Annotated in this window: 14 protein-coding genes and 1 pseudogene; 10 read left to right on the top strand and 5 right to left on the bottom strand. The window is 74.8% G+C overall.

The annotated features are described in order from the left end of the window. The 7 genes from V6U89_RS13105 (at nt 1) to V6U89_RS13075 (ending at nt 7,324) form a co-directional block, all read left to right on the top strand. Nucleotides 1-744 (top strand): ABC transporter ATP-binding protein, encoded by a 744-nt coding sequence (locus tag V6U89_RS13105; RefSeq protein ID WP_334571236.1) that lies wholly within the window; start codon nt 1-3, stop codon nt 742-744. Further along, nucleotides 741-1,469 carry an ABC transporter ATP-binding protein gene (locus V6U89_RS13100; RefSeq protein WP_334571235.1) on the top strand — a complete coding sequence of 243 codons (729 nt, stop codon included), beginning with the start codon at nt 741-743 and terminating at the stop codon, nt 1,467-1,469. The genes V6U89_RS13105 and V6U89_RS13100 overlap by 4 nt, the downstream gene beginning before the upstream one ends. After that, nucleotides 1,466-2,356: a branched-chain amino acid ABC transporter permease gene (locus V6U89_RS13095; RefSeq protein WP_154941755.1), complete on the top strand. Its 891-nt coding sequence runs from the start codon at nt 1,466-1,468 to the stop codon at nt 2,354-2,356. The genes V6U89_RS13100 and V6U89_RS13095 overlap by 4 nt, the downstream gene beginning before the upstream one ends. Next, nucleotides 2,353-3,477, top strand: coding sequence for a branched-chain amino acid ABC transporter permease (locus V6U89_RS13090; RefSeq protein ID WP_334571234.1), 1,125 nt, complete (start codon nt 2,353-2,355; stop codon nt 3,475-3,477). The genes V6U89_RS13095 and V6U89_RS13090 overlap by 4 nt, the downstream gene beginning before the upstream one ends. 170 nt (nt 3,478-3,647) lie before the next feature. Then, a complete protein-coding gene (locus tag V6U89_RS13085) occupies nt 3,648-5,768 on the top strand; it encodes a RecQ family ATP-dependent DNA helicase (RefSeq protein WP_334571233.1) in 2,121 nt (706 codons plus the stop codon). Nucleotides 5,769-5,931: 163 nt separating this feature from the next. Then, nucleotides 5,932-6,159, top strand: a complete 228-nt coding sequence (locus V6U89_RS13080; protein WP_334571231.1) for a heavy-metal-associated domain-containing protein — start codon at nt 5,932-5,934, stop codon at nt 6,157-6,159. Nucleotides 6,160-6,340: 181 nt separating this feature from the next. Continuing rightward, nucleotides 6,341-7,324 carry a hypothetical protein gene (locus V6U89_RS13075; protein WP_334571402.1) on the top strand — a complete coding sequence of 328 codons (984 nt, stop codon included), beginning with the start codon at nt 6,341-6,343 and terminating at the stop codon, nt 7,322-7,324. A gap of 35 nt (nt 7,325-7,359) precedes the next feature. Here V6U89_RS13075 and V6U89_RS13070 read toward each other — a convergent pair whose 3' ends face one another. Then, nucleotides 7,360-7,776 (bottom strand): helix-turn-helix domain-containing protein, encoded by a 417-nt coding sequence (locus V6U89_RS13070; RefSeq protein WP_334571230.1) that lies wholly within the window; start codon nt 7,774-7,776, stop codon nt 7,360-7,362. A 258-nt stretch (nt 7,777-8,034) separates the two neighbouring features. Between V6U89_RS13070 and V6U89_RS13065 the strand changes: the two genes are divergently transcribed. After that, entirely contained in the window at nt 8,035-8,475 is a 441-nt protein-coding gene (locus V6U89_RS13065; RefSeq protein WP_334571229.1) for a hypothetical protein, read from the top strand. Nucleotides 8,476-8,525: 50 nt separating this feature from the next. On the opposite strand, the gene V6U89_RS13060 is transcribed toward V6U89_RS13065, so the two are convergent. Next, nucleotides 8,526-9,683, bottom strand: a complete 1,158-nt coding sequence (locus V6U89_RS13060) for a class I SAM-dependent methyltransferase (RefSeq protein ID WP_334571228.1) — start codon at nt 9,681-9,683, stop codon at nt 8,526-8,528. A gap of 163 nt (nt 9,684-9,846) precedes the next feature. After that, on the bottom strand, nt 9,847-11,526 hold the full coding sequence (locus tag V6U89_RS13055) for a DEAD/DEAH box helicase (protein ID WP_334571227.1): 1,680 nt from the start codon (nt 11,524-11,526) through the stop codon (nt 9,847-9,849). Nucleotides 11,527-11,817: 291 nt separating this feature from the next. On the opposite strand from V6U89_RS13055, the gene V6U89_RS13050 reads away from it, so the two are divergent. Further along, complete coding sequence (locus tag V6U89_RS13050) at nt 11,818-12,465, top strand: ferritin-like fold-containing protein (RefSeq protein ID WP_334571226.1); 648 nt, start codon at nt 11,818-11,820, stop codon at nt 12,463-12,465. Between the two features lie 57 nt (nt 12,466-12,522). Here the strand turns inward: V6U89_RS13050 and V6U89_RS13045 are convergent, their stop codons facing one another. Both V6U89_RS13045 and V6U89_RS13040 read right to left on the bottom strand, forming a co-directional pair. Continuing rightward, nucleotides 12,523-12,750, bottom strand: a complete 228-nt coding sequence (locus tag V6U89_RS13045) for a DUF3107 domain-containing protein (RefSeq protein WP_088960194.1) — start codon at nt 12,748-12,750, stop codon at nt 12,523-12,525. A 65-nt stretch (nt 12,751-12,815) separates the two neighbouring features. Further along, nucleotides 12,816-13,454: a TetR/AcrR family transcriptional regulator gene (locus V6U89_RS13040; RefSeq protein ID WP_154941766.1), complete on the bottom strand. Its 639-nt coding sequence runs from the start codon at nt 13,452-13,454 to the stop codon at nt 12,816-12,818. A 150-nt stretch (nt 13,455-13,604) separates the two neighbouring features. On the opposite strand from V6U89_RS13040, the pseudogene V6U89_RS13035 reads away from it, so the two are divergent. Then, nucleotides 13,605-14,852 (top strand): annotated as a pseudogene (locus V6U89_RS13035) (hypothetical protein); the annotation flags it as partial.

Below are 14,852 nucleotides of genomic sequence, written 5' to 3'. Positions count from 1 at the left end.
GTGCTCGCCACCCGCGGTCTGACCTGGCGGATCGGAGAGGTCGCCATCGTCGACAGCGTCTACCTCGACCTGGCGCCCGGGGAGTTCCTGGGCGTGATCGGGCCGAACGGCGCCGGCAAGACCTCCCTGTTCAACCTGATCACCGGCCTGCGCCGGCCCACCGAGGGTCGGATCCTGCTGGACGGGGAGGACGTCACCGCCCTCCCCCCGCACCGGCGGGCCCGCCTCGGGCTGGGACGCACCTTCCAGGCGTCCTCGGTCTTCGGCTCGCTCACCGTCCGGGAGAACGTCCGGCTCGCGGTGCAGGCGTACCGCGGGGGCTCGATGAAGCTGTGGCGGCGGGCGGCGGCCGACCGGGAGGTGGCCGCCGCCGCCGACGCGGCGCTCGACCGCGTCGGCCTGCACCACCGGGGTACGGCGCTCGCCGGCACCCTCGCCCACGGCGAGAAGCGCAAGCTGGAGATCGCCCTGCTGCTCGCCGGGGAGCCCCGGGTGATGCTGCTGGACGAGCCGATGGCCGGCGTCAGCGCCGAGGACGTGCCCGAGCTGGTCGCGGTGATCAAGTCGCTGACCGGCGACAGCGGGCGGGCGGTGCTGATGGTCGAACACCACATGGACGTGATCCTGGAACTCGCCGACCGGATCGCCGTGATGCACCACGGCGCGCTGCTGGCCTGCGACACCCCGGACACGGTGATGGCCAACGCCACCGTCCAGGAGGCGTACCTGGGGGAGTCGCTATGAGCGAACCCGTTCTCAGTGTGGAGGACCTGTCCGTGCGGATCGCCGGACTGCACATCCTCCAGGGCGTGTCGTTCACGGTCGCGCCGACCGGCGTCACCGTGCTGCTCGGGCGCAACGGCGTCGGCAAGACCACCACGCTGCGCGCGATCGTCGGCCTGACGCCGCGGGGCGGCGAGGTCCGGGGCGCCATCCGGATGGGCGCGCAGAGTCTGCTCGCCCGCCCCACCCACCGGCTGGTCCGCGGCGGGCTCGGCTACGTGCCGGAGGACCGCTGCGTCTTCGCCGGCCTCACCGTCGCGGAGAACCTGCGGCTCGCCGAACGGCGGGGCACCACCCCCGCGTACGACAAGGTCTTCGCGCTCTTCCCGGAGCTGGACCGGCGCGGACGGCAACGGGCCGGCTCGCTCTCCGGCGGGCAGCAGCAGATGCTCGCCATCGGCCGGGTGCTGCTCAACGACAACCGGCTGCTGCTGGTCGACGAGCCGACCAAGGGGTTGGCACCGAAGGTGGTGACCGAGGTGGCCGAGGTGCTGGAACGGGTGGCCGAGTCCGTGCCGGTGCTGCTGGTCGAGCAGAACCTGGCCGTGGTCCGACGGCTGGCCCGCGACGCGGTGGTGCTCGCCGCCGGCCGGGTGGCCTGGGCCGGCAACGCCCAGGAACTGCTGTTGGAGACCGGACTGACCAAGTCGCTGCTCGGGGTCGGCTCGGCGGAGGTGCACTCGTGACCACGGTGATCCTGCTGGCGCTGACCGGGCTGGGCCTGGCGGCGCTCTACTTCCTGGTCGCCTCCGGGCTCTCCCTGGTCTTCGGCCTGGCCGACGTGCTCAACTTCGCGCACGGGCTCTTCCTCGGCGTCGGCGCGTACGCGACCTGGTGGGCCGCGGGCAACCTGCCCGGCGCCGGCTCCGACGGGTTCGGTTTCGTGGTGGCCGTCGCCTTCGGGGTGCTCGCCGGTGCCCTCGTCGCGGTGCTGGTGGAGCTGGTGCTGATCCGGCCGCTCTACTCGCGGACCATCGAGCAGGTGCTGGTCACCGTCGGCCTGTCGCTGGCCGGGGTGGCGCTGCTCCAGGCGACCTGGGGCGCCGACGCGCGCCCGTTCCCGCGTCCCGAGTGGACCCGTCAGGTGACCTCGATCCTCGGCGCGAACGTGCCCAACGGCGGGCTGCTGCTGATCGTCGCCGCGGTGCTGGTGCTCGGCGCGCTGCTCGCCTTCCTCCGCTGGACCCGCTACGGCCTGGTGATCCGGGCCGGGGTGGAGAACCGGGAGATGGTGACCGCGCTCGGCATCGACGTCCGCAAGGCGTTCACCCTGGTCTTCGCGATCGGCGGGGCCGCCGCCGCGCTGGCCGGCGCGCTCGGCAGCGTCTACTTCGGCACCGTCTCGCCCGGTCAGGGTGGCTCGCTGCTGATCTTCGCGTTCATCGTGGTGGTGATCGGCGGGATGGGCTCGGTGGTCGGGTCCGCGTACGCCGCGGTCGCGGTGGGGCTGCTGCAACAGTTCGTCAACTACTACGGCGAGTCCGGACTGGGCGACATCTGCGTGGTCGGGCTGCTCGCCGTGGTGCTGCTGCTGCGTCCGCAGGGCTTCGCCGGAAAGGTGGCAACGGCATGACCGAGGTCAAGAGTCCCGAGGTCCCGGCCCCGCCCGCGGCGGTGCCCGACGAGCTGACGCCGGGACGCCGCCGCTGGCACGGCGTACGGCCGTGGCTGCCGCTGGTGGCGCTGGCCGTGGCGGCGATCCTGCCGTACTCGACGGTCAGCCTGCCGGGGATCTTCGAGGGGCCGCTGAACTCGCCGGGCACCCTGCAACTGCTCGCCGTCTGCCTGGTCTTCGGTGGGCTGGCGGCCGGGTACGACCTGCTGTTCGGCCGTACCGGGATGCTCTCGTTCGGGCACGCGCTCTACTTCGCCGCCGGCGTGTACGGCACGGACATCCTCGTCACCCGGGCCGGCCTGCCGCTGTGGCAGGCGGCGCTGCTCGCGGTCACCGGGGCGACGACCCTGGCCGCGCTGCTCGGCGCGGTCGCGCTGCGCACCGTCGGGATCGCCTTCGCCATGGTGACGCTCGCCTTCGCCCAGGTCGGCGCGATCCTGGTGGCCCGGGACTTCGGCGGGTGGACCGGTGGTGAGGAGGGACTGCCGCTGGACGTCTCCGGGCTGCCGCCGGCCCTGGTCGGGGTGACCAACACGGTCAACCTGTACTGGCTGGCGCTGGCGTACCTGGCGGTGGTGGTCCTGGTGGTGCACCGGGTCTCCGGCTCGCCCACCGGGCGGGTGCTGGCCGGGCTGCGCGACGACGAGCGGCGGATCGGGGTGCTCGGGCTCGACCCGTACCGGTTCAAGCTGGTGGCGTTCACCCTGGCCGGCGGCCTCGCCGCGAGCGGCGGGGTGGTCTACTGCCTGATCGTCGGCGGCGCCTCGCCGCACATCACCTCGTCGGAGCTGACCCTGTCGCTGCTGGTGATGGTGGTGCTCGGCGGCCCCGGCACCCGCTGGGGTCCGGTGCTCGGCGGCATCCTCTACATGTACCTGGACCACCGCCTCACCGCCTTCGGCACCAGCGACGCCGTGGAGAGCCTCCCGGCCGTCCTCAGCCGCCCGCTGAGCCAGCCGCTCTTCGTCCTCGGCACCGTCTTCATCCTGGCCGTCTACTTCTTCCCCGGCGGCCTGGCCAGCCTCACCTCCCGCCTAACCCCCCTCCGCGCCGCCCTAACCCCCCGCCGCCCCCACTAACCCCCCACCCCACCCCCCACTCGACCCCGTTGATCATGAAGTTATTGCCGCAGACGCGCCGTGCGCGTGGCGATAACTTCATGATCAACGGGCTTCCCTGCCGCCCGACGGACCGCCGCCCAGCAGCGCGGACCAGTGAGGGTCTGTCGGGCGCCTGGTAGAAATGCCGGATGAGCCAGGATCGGGCGGCGGTACGGGAGCGGGCCGAGGCGGTGCTGCGCCGGCTGGCCGGCGAGCACGCCCGACTCCGCGAGGACCAGTGGCGGGCGATCGAGGCGCTGGTGGTGGACCGGCGCCGGGTGCTGTGCGTCCAGCGCACCGGCTGGGGCAAGTCGGCGGTCTACTTCGTGGCCACCGCCCTGCTGCGGGAGCACGGCGAGCACGGGCCGACCGTGATCGTCTCGCCGCTGCTGGCGCTGATGCGCAACCAGGTGGAGTCGGCGGCCCGGGCGGGCATCCGAGCCCGCACCATCAACTCCGCCAACCTGGACGAGTGGGACGAGATCACCGCCGAGATCCACGCCGGTGCGGTGGACGTGCTGCTGATCAGCCCGGAACGGCTCAACAACCCGGACTTCCGGGACACCGTCCTGCCGAAGCTGGCCGCCACCACCGGGCTGCTGGTGGTGGACGAGGCGCACTGCGTCTCCGACTGGGGGCACGACTTCCGGCCCGACTACCGCCGGCTGCGGACCTTCCTCGGCAACCTGCCCGAGCGCACCCCGGTGCTCGCCACCACCGCCACGGCCAACGAGCGGGTCACCGCCGACGTCGCGGAGCAGTTGGGCGACGCCCTGGTGCTGCGCGGCACCCTCGACCGCGAGTCGCTGCGGCTGGGCGTGGTGGACCTGCCCAGCCCGGCGCACCGGCTGGCCTGGCTCGCCGACCACCTGGACCGGCTTCCCGGCTCCGGGATCATCTACACCCTGACCGTGGCGGCGGCGGGGGAGACGGCCGAGTTCCTCCGCTCCCGGGGCTGGTCGGTTGCCTCCTACACCGGGCAGGCCGACGACGCCGACCGGCGGGCCGCCGAGCAGGACCTGCTGGACAACAAGATCAAGGCGCTGGTCGCCACCTCCGCGCTGGGCATGGGCTTCGACAAGCCGGATCTCGGGTTCGTGGTGCACCTCGGCGCCCCGCCCTCGCCGATCGCCTACTACCAGCAGGTCGGCCGGGCCGGCCGCGCCGTGGAGCACGCCGAGGTGCTGCTGCTGCCCGGCGTCGAGGACGCGGCCATCTGGCGCTACTTCGCCTCGCTCGCCTTCCCACCTGAGGAGCAGGTGCGGGCGGTGCTCGGCGCGCTGCACACCGACCGCCCGCACTCCACTCAGGCCCTCGAACCGATGGTCGACCTGCGCCGGGCCCGGCTGGAGCTGATGCTCAAGGTGCTCGACGTGGACGGCGCGGTCCGCCGGGTCCGCGGCGGCTGGCTCGCCACCGGCGAGCCCTGGGTCTACGACGAGGCCCGGTTGCGGCGCGTCGCCCAGGCGCGCACCGCCGAGCAGCAGGCCATGCGGGAGTACGCGACCACCTCCGGCTGCCGGATGCGCTATCTGCGGGAGTGTCTGGACGACGCCGGGGCGGGCGACTGCGGGCGGTGCGACCGCTGCGCCGCGCCGCTGTTCACGCCGGAGGTCTCCGACGCCGCGTTGACCGCCGCGCAGACCTTCCTGGGCCGCCCCGGTGTGGAGATCCCGCCGAAGAAGCTCTGGCCGACCGGGCTGGACGCGGTCGGCGTACCCCTCAAGGGGCGGATTCCGCCCGGCGAGCAGGCGCTGCCCGGGCGGGCCGTGGGACGCCTGTCGGACCTCGGCTGGGGTGGGCGGCTGCGCGGCCTGGTCGGCCCGGAGGCGGCGGACGGCCCGGTCCCCGACGACGTGGCGGCGGCCGTGGTGGAGGTGCTGAAGGCGTGGGCGCACGGCGACGACCCGTGGCCGCGCCGCCCGGCCGGCGTGGTCGCCGTCGGGTCCCGCACGCACCCCGCCCTGGTCAACTCGCTGGCCGAGCGGATCGCCGCGGTGGGCCGGCTGCCGCTGCTCGGCCGGGTGGTCCCGACCGGCGTCGCCGGGGGCGGCGGGCCGCGCGGCAACAGCGCCCAGCGGGTACGCGCGCTGCACGGCGCGTTCGCCGTGCCGGACGAGCTGGCCGACGCGCTGGCCGGACTGGACGGGCCGGTGCTGCTCGTCGACGACCTGGTCGACTCCGGCTGGACGCTGACCATGGTGGCCGGGCTGCTGCGCCGGGCGGGCGCCCCGGACGTGCTCCCCCTCGCCCTCGCCGTCGCCGGCTGAACAGCACCCCCTCCCGGGCCCTCGTGGCTCACCGCGGTCGCACCGTTCCGCCGGTCGTCGGCGGGTGCGGGCGGAAAAGTTCCCGGCGCCGGTGGATTGGGACCGTCGCCACGCCCGGCGTCCGGACGGCGGACGGCAGCCGGGTCGGCGGTACCGTGGGCGCATGGCCGAGGGAACCGTCACGCAGACCTATGCCGTCACCGGGATGACCTGCGAGCACTGCGTGCGCGCGGTCACCGAGGAGTTGTCCGCGCTGCCCGGCGTCGACGAGGTGCGGGTCGACCTGACCGCCGGCACCGCGACGGTGACCAGCACAACGCCGCTGTCCGAGGCGTCGGTCCGGGCCGCCGTGGACGAGGCGGGGTACGAACTGGCCGTCGGCGGTGCCTGAGCAGCCGCCCACCCCGCCGGTCCCGCCCGGGTCCGTCGGCGGCGAGCGCTCCGGGACGACAGACGCTCAGCCGGCGGCCGACCCGCGTCCGCCGGTGGCCGACGGGCACCCGGTCGAGAGCGGGTGGTCCGGCCCGGCCGAGGCCCACCCGGTGGGCGACGCGGGTCCACCGGTGTTCGGAATGCGTCCGGCCGACGACGAGCCGGCTGAGCCGATCGACGCACTCCCGACCGGCGCGGTCGGCGGGCCGCCGGTGGGGGCGGACCGGAGCACCCTGCGGCTGGCGCTGACCGTCGGCGGGCTGGTGCTCGCGGTGCTGCTCGGCTTCGGCCTCGGCCGGGCCAACCCCGGCCCGGGCACGCCGTCGGCGGCGAGCGCCGCCGCGGCCACCAGCGACCACACCCACGCCCCCGGCACCGGCGCGCACGACCACGGCGTCGGCACCGACCAGGCCGCCGACAGCGGCGCGGGCGGTTTCTCGGTCAGCTCCGGCGGCTACACGCTCACCGCGTCGGCGGTGGTGTTCGGCGTCGGCCGGGCCGGCGAGTTCCGCTTCCAGGTACGCGACGAGCGGCGGCGGCCGGTCACCCGGTTCGCCGTCGTGCACGACAAGCCGATGCACCTGGTCGTGGTGCGCCGGGACCTCAGCGGCTACCAGCACCTGCACCCGACGATGGCACCCGACGGGACCTGGTCCGTACCGCTGACCCTCGCGCAGCCGGGCGTCTGGCGGGCGTACGCCGACTTCACCGCGGTCGCCGACGACGGCCGGCAGACGGCGGCGACCCTCGGGGTGGACCTGGTCGCGCCCGGCGGCTACGCCCCTCGGCCGCTGCCCGCCCCGGCCACCACCACGACCGTCGACGGCTTCACCGTCGGGTACGAGGGCGCCCCGGAGGTCGGCAGGGCCCTCCCGCTGCGCTTCACCGTCAGCGCGGGTGGCGCCCCCGCCGCGCTGGAACGCTATCTCGGCGCGTACGGCCACCTGGTCGCCCTCCGCGAGGGGGACCTGGGTTACCTGCACGTACACCCGGTGGCGACGCCGGCGGGCGACCCGGTCACCTTCTGGGTGACCGCCCCCGGGCCGGGTCGCTACCGGATGTACCTGGACTTCCAGGTGGCGGGCGTGGTGCGCACCGCCGAGTTCACCGTCACCGTGCCCTGACGACCGTCGGCGGCCGGGTGGCCCTGGGCGGTCGCTCAGCCGGCTCGGCGGACCGGGCGGCGGGCCAGGTAGCGGAGCAGGTCGCGGATGTGGTGCTTCTCCTCGGCCGGCACGGTCGGGTCGGCCAGTCGCTCCAGGATGACCCGCACGTCCGCCTCGACGGGGGAGTCGTCGACCCGGCGGCGCGGCGTGGGACCGGCGTCGGGCAGCCCGAGCGCCCGGAACGCCGCCGCAACGGGCAGGTCGAGGGCCGCGCAGAACCCGCGCACCTTGGCCAGTTCGGGATAGTCCTGCCAGTCGCCGGCGAGCCAGCGGAAGACGGTGGAGCGGCCGACCCCGGTGTGCGCCGCCAGGTCGCTCACCGTCCAACCCCGCTCGTCGCGGGCGTCGTCGATGGCACGTCGCACGAAACGTGCGAAGGCCATCTGTGGTGATACCTCTGCGGAACCCATTCCTGCGGGGTCTTCCCTTTCCGGCCGGGGCCCAGATTCAGTGCGCCCTCCCAGGGTAGTACGACAAGGCGTCGGAGCAGTCGACCGATCGACCCGAAGGCCCCGCCGGCAGGACTTCGGTTGTCGGTGGGCCCCGCAATCCGGCATGTGTGCCGGTCTCGTGTCCGGCGTCGATAGGCAGACATCAACTAAGCTCGACGCGCCGGCGCCACCAGCGACGTGGCGCTGACGAGTCCCGGCGCACCGATGAGGAGCAGCATGGCCGACCCTGTCCTTCCGGTGCCGCACCGCCCGGGTGCGGTCAGTGTGTTCTTCGTGGCCAAGGCCGGCGTGTTCGCCCTCGGCTTCTGGATCTGGCTGCTGGCGCTCGTGCTGACCGGCGATGACGCGACCGGCGCGCACGTGCTGGCGGCCACCGGCGCGATCACCACCACCCTGGTCGGCGTGGTGCTCGGCATCCGGCTGGTGTTGCAGCGCAGCGCCGCCGTCCGGCACGCCGAGTTGAGGCGGCTGCTGGTCGACATCTCCTGGAACGCCTTCGCCGCCGCCGGCAACGCCGAGACGTCGGGCAAGGTCGTCCCGTTCCCCACCGCGCCCGGCGAGGACGACCGATCGTCGCGGGACCGGATCTCCGTCTTCGACCGGACCCCCGGGGGCGAGCGGTCGGGACGCGACCGGGGCGGCGACCGCCGTCGCTGACCCGCGCCGCCGCCGACCCAGGCCGGTCGGACGGGTACCGGGGGCGGGTCTCAGGCTGTCGGGCCGGCCTCGGTCAGCAGCGTCTCCAGACGCGGGGTGATCCGCCACTGGTCGACCAGGTCCCGGTACTCGGCCCGCTGCGCCTGCGTCGGCGCGGTGCCGGTACGGCGGGCCCGGATCAGCAGGTTGCGCGGAGTGTGCCGGGAGTCGACGAACTCCACCACCTCGGCCCGGTAGCCGTGCAGCCGAAGCAGGCCGGCGCGCAGCGAGTCGGTGAGCACGTCGGCGAAGCGTTCCCGCAGGATGCCCTGCCGGGTCAGCAGCTCGTACGGCGCGGGAGCCGGGTGCGCGCGTAGCTGCGCGGCGATGTCGTGGTGGCAACACGGGGCGGCGAGCACCCAGCGGGCGTCCCAGCGGACCGCGCGGGCCAGCGCCTCGTCGGTGGCGGTGTCGCAGGCGTGCAGCGCCAGCACCAGGTCGGGGGCGGGCTCGACCACCGCGTCGGCGATGGTGCCGGCCACGAAGGAGACCCGGTCGGCCCAGCCGAGCCGCTCGGCCAGCTCGGTGTTGCGCCGCCGCTGGTCCTCGCGGACGTCCACGCCGACCAGCTCGACCTCGAGGCCCCGCTGGGTCAGGTAGCGGTGCGCGGCGAAGGTCAGGTACGCGTTGCCGCAGCCCAGGTCCACCACCCGCAGCGGGCCGGTCAGCTCGTCGGGGAGCGTGGCGGCGAGCGCGCGCAGGAACGCGTCGACCTGGCGGCGCTTGGCGGCCGAACCGCCGATCTCGGCGAAGATCGGGTCGCCCGGATCGAGCAGGTACTCCTTGGCGCGGTCGTGATCAGCCGGCTCGGCCTCCGGGCGGCTCGCCGCGGCCCGGTGCACCTGCGCCTCGCCGGACTTGGTCACCCGGAGCTGGAGCGTGGCGTCCGCGGTCTCCACGTGCCAGTTGCCGAACGGCTCGGCCAGCAGCGCGTCGACCGCCGCGCCGGCCTCCGCCCCCGGAGCCACGTTGCGGGTGTACGGACGGGCACCGTCGGAGGTGGAGATCTGCAACCGGGGGCCGGCCTTGAGCGCGACCGGGCGCAGCTCGGCGCGGACCACCGAGGGGCGCTGCCCACGGCGGCGACCGGCGGCGACCGCGCGGGTCAGCGCGGGGTCGAGCAGCAGGGCCCGGACCTCGGTCAGGGCGACGTCCAACGGTTCCGGCATCCCACCATCTTCCTTCCTGGTCCGGGCCGCCCGTCGGCAGGCCACCGCATGGTGCTGTGCGTCGCTCGTCCGCCGCGCCCGGCACCGGCGCGTCGGCCGGTACGGAAAAGGGGACGTCCCCCGGACCGGTGAACGGTGCGGGGGACGTCGGGTGGCGCAGTGGTCAGTCGGCGATCGCCTCGGCCGGCGTACCGGCACCGGAGCCGCCACGGCGGCGCCGGCGGCGGCGCGGCTTCGACGACTCGCCCTCGGCGGCGGCCACGGCCGGCTCCGGGGAGCCGGCGTCGGTCGCGACCGACGCGGTCGACTCGCCCGCGACCGCCTCGCCGGCCCGGCGGCGACGCCGGCGGCGGGGGGTGCGGGTGCCTTCCTCGGCGGCGGCGTCGGCCGGCGCGTCGGCGTCCGGCGTGCCGGCGTCCGAGTGACCGCCGCGTCGGCGCTCGCCCCGGCCCCGGCTCTCGCCCCGGCTCTCGCCACGGCTGTCACCGCGCCGGGAGCCCCGGCCGCTCTCGCCGCGCCGCGGCCGGCCGCCCAGGTCCTCCTCGACCTCGGCGGAGAGCCCGGCCCGGGTCCGCTCGGCGGTCGGCAGGGTTCCGGTGATCTCGGTGGAGATGCCGAGGTCGGTGTAGAGGTGCGGAGAGGTGTGGTACGTCTCCGGCGGCTCCGGCATGTCCAGGCCGAGCGTCTTGTCGATGATCCGCCAGCGGGGCATGTCGTCCCAGTCGACGAAGGTCACCGCGACGCCCGTGGCCCCGGCCCGGCCGGTACGACCGATCCGGTGGGTGTAGGTGTCCTGGTCCTCGGGGCAGTCGTAGTTGATGACGTGGGTGACGCCACTGACGTCGATGCCCCGGGCCGCCACGTCGGTGGCGACCAGAGTGTCGATCTTCCCGGCCCGGAACGCCCGCAGCGCCCGCTCCCGGGCGCCCTGACCCAGATCGCCGTGGACGGCGGCGACCGCGAAGCCGCGGAAGTCGAGGTCCTCGGCCACCCGGTCGGCGGCCCGCTTGGTGCGAGTGAAGATCATGGTCAGTCCGCGCCCCTCGGCCTGGAGGATCCGGGCCACGATCTCGACCTTGTTCATCGAGTGGGTGCGGTAGGCCAGCTGCTGGGTCTGCGGCGACGGGCCGGTCTCGGCGGTGTGCCCGGCGTGGATCGTCATCGGACGGCGCAGGAAGCGCCGGGAGAGCGTGACGATCGGGTCCGGCATGGTGGCCGAGAAGAGCATGGTCTGCCGGTCCTCCGGCAGCATCGCCAGGATCTTCTCGACGTCGTCGAGGAAGCCCAGGTCGAGCATCCGGTCGGCCTCGTCGAGGACCAGCGCGCGCACCCGGTCGAGCCGCAGGTGCTTCTGCTTCTGCAGGTCCATCAGCCGGCCGGGCGTGCCGACCAGGATCTCCACGCCCTTGCGCAGCGCGTCGATCTGCGGCTCGTACGCCACGCCGCCGTAGATCGGCAGCACCCGGACGCCCCGGGTCCGGCCCGCGGCGGCGAGGTCCTTGGCGACCTGGATGCCCAGCTCGCGGGTGGGGACGACGACCAGTGCCTGGGGCACGCCGTCGCTGCCCTCGCCCGGCGCGAAGACCCGCTCCAGCAGCGGTACGCCGAAGCCGAGGGTCTTGCCGGTGCCGGTCGGCGCCTGGCCGATCATGTCGGTGCCGCGCAGCGCGATCGGGATCGCGTACTCCTGGATCGCGAAGGCGCGGGTGATGCCCGCCGCGGCCAGGGCCTCGACGGTCTCGGGCCGCGCACCGAGCGCGGCGAAGGTGGGAGCCTCCGGACGGACCGGGGCGGTGGGGGCCAGTTCGTGGCCACCCAGCTCTTCGAGAATCTGTTCGCTCATTTGGATCTGGGGGTGCCCTCTCGTGGTGCGCCCCGTCTTGTCCTCAGGGCGCGTTCGGTTTGGCGCGGGCCACGCGGTCGGGGGCGGATTCGCCGAGCCGGACCGGGCCGCACGCGCGCCGCAGGCAGGACTTCGATCAGATCGGCGCCCGCGGCAACTGCTCCATACTACCCGAGCGACCCCGCAGGCGTCCCCGAGCGCGCTGGCGGGGTCTCCTCCGGGGGTGGCAATTGTGACCTGTGCCACTGTCCGCGGGTCTCGGTGTGCCGGTTTGGGGGGTACCCTGCGCTCGTGTCCGCCCCGACAACACCCGAGGCCGTGGTCGACCTGCTCGGCCTGGTCGCCTACGGCGAGCTGCTCGCCTTCGACCGGATGGCCGCCGACGCCCGGCTCGCCCCCGACCTGCGCCGCCGGGCCGCGCTGAGCGAGATGGCCGCCGCCGAGATCGGCAACTACCGGCGTCTCGCCGACTGGCTCACCGCTCTCGGGGCGACACCCGACGACGTGATGGCTCCGTACGTGGGTCCCTTGCAGGCGTACCACGACTCGACCGAGCCGAAGGACTGGCTGGAGGCGGTGACGAAGGCGTACGTCGGGGACGCCATCACCGACGACTTCCTCGGCGAGATCGCCGACCGGCTGGACGAGCCGTACCGGCGGCTGGTGCACGACGTGCTGCACGAATCCCGGTACGCCGACTTCGCCGCCGCCGAGATCCGGGCCGCGATCGAGGCCGACCCGCGGGTGGCGAACCGGCTGTCGATGTGGGCGCGCCGGCTCGTCGGCGAGGCGCTGTCCCAGGCGGGCCGGGTCGCGGCGGCGGACCGGGGCGCGCTGACCGCGCTGATCGCGCGGGACGGCACGGACGTGCAGGCGACGTTCCGCCGGCTCACCGCCAACCACACCGCCCGGATGGCCGCCGTCGGGCTGAACAACTGAACTGCCCGGCCGGGCCCGGCCCGCGGCGGGCGCACCCGCCGCGGGGGCCGGACCGGATCAGCGGACGGTGAACCCGACCGCCCGCGGGGACGCCTCGGCGATCTCGACGTAGGCGACCTTGTTGACCGGCACGATGACCCGTCGGCCCTTCTCGTCGGTCAGGGACAGCGTCCCCTCGTCCTTGCCGAAGGCGTCGGTCACGATCTGCTCGATCTCGGCCGGCGACTGCGCGCTCTCCAGAACCAGCTCGCGCGGCGCGTACTGCACGCCGATCTTGACCTCCACTGTGCCTCCTCAGGTGGGCGAAAGAGCCGCCGATCGGAAGGCTATCCGATCTCGGGGCCGGATGTTCAGGCTGACTCACCTTGCAGCGGGAAGCTCGCGATCCCACGCCAGGACAGCGCCGCGACCAGCGCCTCTGCCTCCGCCTTGGGCACCTGGCGACCGCCGGCCAGCCAGAACTGGGCGGCGGTCTCGGCCGCACCGACCAGACCGGAGGCGAGCAGCTCGGCGTGCGCCCGGCTGACGCCGGTGTCCGAGATGATGGTGTCGGTGATCGCCGCGATGGCGCCCTGCTCGACCCGCTCGACGCGCTGCCGCACCGCCGGGTCGTTGCGCAGGTCCGACTCGAAGACGAGCCGGAACGCCTCGCTCTCGTGGTCGACGAAGTCGAAGTACGCCCGGACCGAGGCCCCGACCCGCTCCTTGTTGTCGTTGGTACCGCGCATCGCGTCGTGCACCTTGGCGACTATCGCGTCACAGTGCGTGTCGAGCAGCGCCAGGTAGAGCTCCATCTTGCCGGGAAAGTGCTGGTAGAGCACCGGCTTGGAGACTCCCGCCCGCTCGGCGATGTCGTCCATCGCGGCGGCGTGGTAACCCTGTGCGACGAACACCTCCTGCGCCGCCGCGAGCAGCTGCTTCCGTCGCGCCGAGCGGGGCAGCCTGGTGGGCCGGCCGGCGGTCTGCGCACCGTTCCCCACAGCGGTCATGGGAACCTCCGAGTTTCTTCGTACGAGCCGGCACTTTTACCCCGTACCGGTCTGGGGCATGTTCCCCGGTCCCGGAATTGGCCCGCCGCTGTAACTTATCGCCACTGTCACCACACGGTAGCCTCAGCGGGGGCGACCAAGGAGCGCGCGGTGAGTGAAACAGGGCAACCCGGTGCCGCCACCCCGGGAGAGCACGGTGACGGGACGGGTCAGCAGGACGACCTGGCCCGTTCCGTCAGCGGGTGGGCACCCCCGGCGACCGGGTGGTCCGGCGGGGCCGACGCCCCCGCGTACCGGGACACCGTCGCCCCCTGGCACCGGCCCGACCCGGCAACCGGCTGGGACGCCTCCTCCCCGCGCCACGGCGACCTGCCGGCGCCGCTGGCCGACCCTCAGCCCGACCCCGTGCCGCGCAACGGCCGCGCCCACCTCAACGGCGTCGGCCACCCGGGCGAGGAGCCGCGCGGCCGACCCTCCCCGGTGAGCGCCCCGCCCGCCGACGCCCCCCGCTTCGGCGCCGACCTGCGGCGGGACGCCGACGGCGACCGACTGGTCGTACCGGCGCAGCGGCCGGCGCCCTCGCCCGAGCAGCAGCCCGGACCGGCCGATCCGGACGCCGCCGCGCGGCACTCCTCGGAGGAGGCACCCCGGCTCAGCCGCTGGGCGGACGGGGGCCTGCCCACGTCCGCGCCCCCGGCCGTGCAGGTCCCGCCGGTCGGCACCGCCGCCTCCGGTTTCGAGGTCCCGCCGGGCTTCCACGCGCCCCGTCCGGACCAGGGCCAGTCCGGCCGGGCCGAGGCCGACGAGTTCCCGCCCGACGTGTCCCGCGCCCGGGCCGACCGTTCCCACCCCGGCTCACCGGACGCGTCGACGGGGGCCCGCGGCGGCGACGAGGCGGCCGCCGGGCGCGGCGAGCCGGACCCGCACGCCGAGCAGCCCTACGCCGGCCACCGTCCCGCCGACGAACCGGACTGGTCCGGCCCGAGCTGGAACCGGCCGAGCTGGGGCGGCGGCTGGGCGCCGCCGTGGGCGCGCGAGGACGAGCCGCCGACGAGCCGCCGGTCCCGGTCCGACCGGACGCCGGAGTGGTCGGCCGAGCCCGCCCGGCCGTACGAGCCGGTGCGCGCCGAGCCGGCCCGGCCGTACGAGCCGGTCCGGGCCGAGCCCGCCCGCCCCTACGAGCCGGTGCGGTCCGAGGAGCCCCGGCCGTACGAGTCGACCCGCGCCGAGCGGGAGGCCCGGGATGGACGGGAACCGTCGACCGATCGGCCGGCCCCGGACCGGTCCGCCGTGGACGGAGCCGCCGGATGGGCCGGTTCCCGATCCGCCGCCGCGCCGCCGGCCGCCGCCCCCCGCAGCGCCCCGCCGGCCGTCGCGCCCGCCAGCGCGCCCCCCGCC

Origin of the sequence: Micromonospora sp. CPCC 206171 (assembly GCF_036906755.1) — a bacterium.
Lineage (GTDB): Bacteria > Actinomycetota > Actinomycetes > Mycobacteriales > Micromonosporaceae > Micromonospora > Micromonospora purpureochromogenes.
The sequence above is the reverse complement of the archived record's forward strand: the minus strand, read 5'-3'. Positions and strand labels throughout refer to the sequence as shown.

What these genes read in the sequence shown, in the direction of transcription:
- V6U89_RS13100 (WP_334571235.1), top strand. Translation starts at nt 741, where the DNA reads ATGAGCGAACCCGTTCTCAGTGTGGAGGACCTGTCCGTGCGGATCGCC.
- V6U89_RS13090 (WP_334571234.1), top strand. Translation starts at nt 2,353, where the DNA reads ATGACCGAGGTCAAGAGTCCCGAGGTCCCGGCCCCGCCCGCGGCGGTG.
- V6U89_RS13085 (WP_334571233.1), top strand. Translation starts at nt 3,648, where the DNA reads ATGAGCCAGGATCGGGCGGCGGTACGGGAGCGGGCCGAGGCGGTGCTG.
- V6U89_RS13080 (WP_334571231.1), top strand. Translation starts at nt 5,932, where the DNA reads ATGGCCGAGGGAACCGTCACGCAGACCTATGCCGTCACCGGGATGACC.
- V6U89_RS13075 (WP_334571402.1), top strand. Translation starts at nt 6,341, where the DNA reads ATGCGTCCGGCCGACGACGAGCCGGCTGAGCCGATCGACGCACTCCCG.
- V6U89_RS13070 (WP_334571230.1), bottom strand. Translation starts at nt 7,776, where the DNA reads ATGGGTTCCGCAGAGGTATCACCACAGATGGCCTTCGCACGTTTCGTG.
- V6U89_RS13065 (WP_334571229.1), top strand. Translation starts at nt 8,035, where the DNA reads ATGGCCGACCCTGTCCTTCCGGTGCCGCACCGCCCGGGTGCGGTCAGT.
- V6U89_RS13060 (WP_334571228.1), bottom strand. Translation starts at nt 9,683, where the DNA reads ATGCCGGAACCGTTGGACGTCGCCCTGACCGAGGTCCGGGCCCTGCTG.
- V6U89_RS13055 (WP_334571227.1), bottom strand. Translation starts at nt 11,526, where the DNA reads ATGAGCGAACAGATTCTCGAAGAGCTGGGTGGCCACGAACTGGCCCCC.
- V6U89_RS13040 (WP_154941766.1), bottom strand. Translation starts at nt 13,454, where the DNA reads ATGACCGCTGTGGGGAACGGTGCGCAGACCGCCGGCCGGCCCACCAGG.